This is a genomic window from Burkholderia sp. AU38729, assembly GCF_020419725.1.
Taxonomy (GTDB): Bacteria; Pseudomonadota; Gammaproteobacteria; order Burkholderiales; family Burkholderiaceae; genus Burkholderia.
On sequence record NZ_JAIZQO010000032.1, the window covers coordinates 1 to 1350 of the forward strand.

At 62.2% G+C, this 1350-nt stretch carries 1 protein-coding gene; it reads left to right on the forward strand.

The annotated features are described in order from the left end of the window. Nucleotides 1–56: 56 nt before the first annotated feature. Entirely contained in the window at nt 57–1331 is a 1275-nt protein-coding gene (locus LGM56_RS36670; RefSeq protein ID WP_413226816.1) for an IS256 family transposase, read from the forward strand. Nucleotides 1332–1350: the final 19 nt, after the last annotated feature.

The following is a 1350-nucleotide window of genomic DNA, read 5'->3' on the forward strand; positions in this document are numbered from 1 at the left end:
GGACCTATCCGTGATTTCGTGGGCGAGGCATATCATGAGGTGTAAAGGCCATGGATATGCCGATGAAGAAAAAGAGACAAACTGTAGCGCGTCAGGCAGCGGCCCGAGGGCCGCTGCCTGAACTGCCCAAGGAACTGCTGGACCAGTTGGTCAAGGGGCCGATGTCGCCGGCCGAGGTGCAGGATCTGATGCTGGCATTCAACAAGGCGGTCATCGAGCGTGCGATGGGCGCCGAGATGAATCTGCATCTGGGCTACCCACCGGGCCAGCCTAAGCCGCCCGGTCAGGGCAACGAGCGCAACGGCGCCAGCGGCAAGACGGTCATTACCGATCGCGGCCCGGTCCGAGTCGAGGTGCCCCGTGATCGCGACGGCAGCTTCGAGCCGATCCTGATCCCCAAGCATGAGCGCCGTTTCACCGGCTTCGACGAACGCATCATCGCGATGTACGCACGCGGTATGAGCGTGCGCGAGATTCAGGGATTTCTGGCCGAGCACTACGGCACTGAAGTCTCGCCCGACTTCATCAGCTCGGTCACCGACGAGGTGATAGCCGAAGCGCTGACGTGGCAGAGCCGCCCGCTCGAAGCGATGTATCCGGTCGTGTTCTTCGACGCGCTGCGGGTCAAGATCCGCGACGACGGCGTGGTCAGCAACAAGGCCGTCTATCTGGCCTTGGGCATTCAGGCCGACGGCCAGCGCGACGTGCTGGGCCTCTGGATCGAGCAGACCGAGGGCGCCAAGTTCTGGCTCAAGGTGTTCAACGAACTGAAGACGCGCGGCTGCCAGGACATCCTGATCGCCGTGGTCGATGGCTTGAAGGGGCTCACTGAAGCCATCAGCGCGGCCTATCCACGAACCACCGTTCAGACCTGCATCGTGCATCTGATCCGCAACAGCCTCGAATACGCCAGCTACAAGGACCGTAAGGTGCTCGCCGCCGCGCTACGCCCGATCTACGCGGCCGCCAGCGAAGAGGCGGCGAGGCAGGCGCTACAAGACTTCGCCGACGGACCTTGGGGCGCGAAGTACCCGACGATCGTGCAGTCGTGGCAGCGGGCATGGGAGCACGTCGTACCGTTCTACGTGTTCCCGCCGGAGATTAGACGGGTCGTATATACGACAAACGCCATAGAAAGTCTGAACATGCAGCTGCGCAAGATCATCAAGACGCGCGGCCACTTCCCGAATGACGAGGCGGCGATCAAGCTGCTCTGGCTGGCGCTGCGCAACGTGCTGGCCAAGACCGTGCGGTCCGCCTTCGACTGGAAATCAGCGATGAACCAGTTTGCTATCCTGTTCGGGGAGCGATTTATGCAGGCGCGCGGATAACGTGCTGTTCAACCGCCTC

Coding starts and splice junctions, on each gene's coding strand:
- LGM56_RS36670 (WP_413226816.1), top strand. CDS start 57: ATGCCGATGAAGAAAAAGAGACAAACTGTAGCGCGTCAGGCAGCGGCC.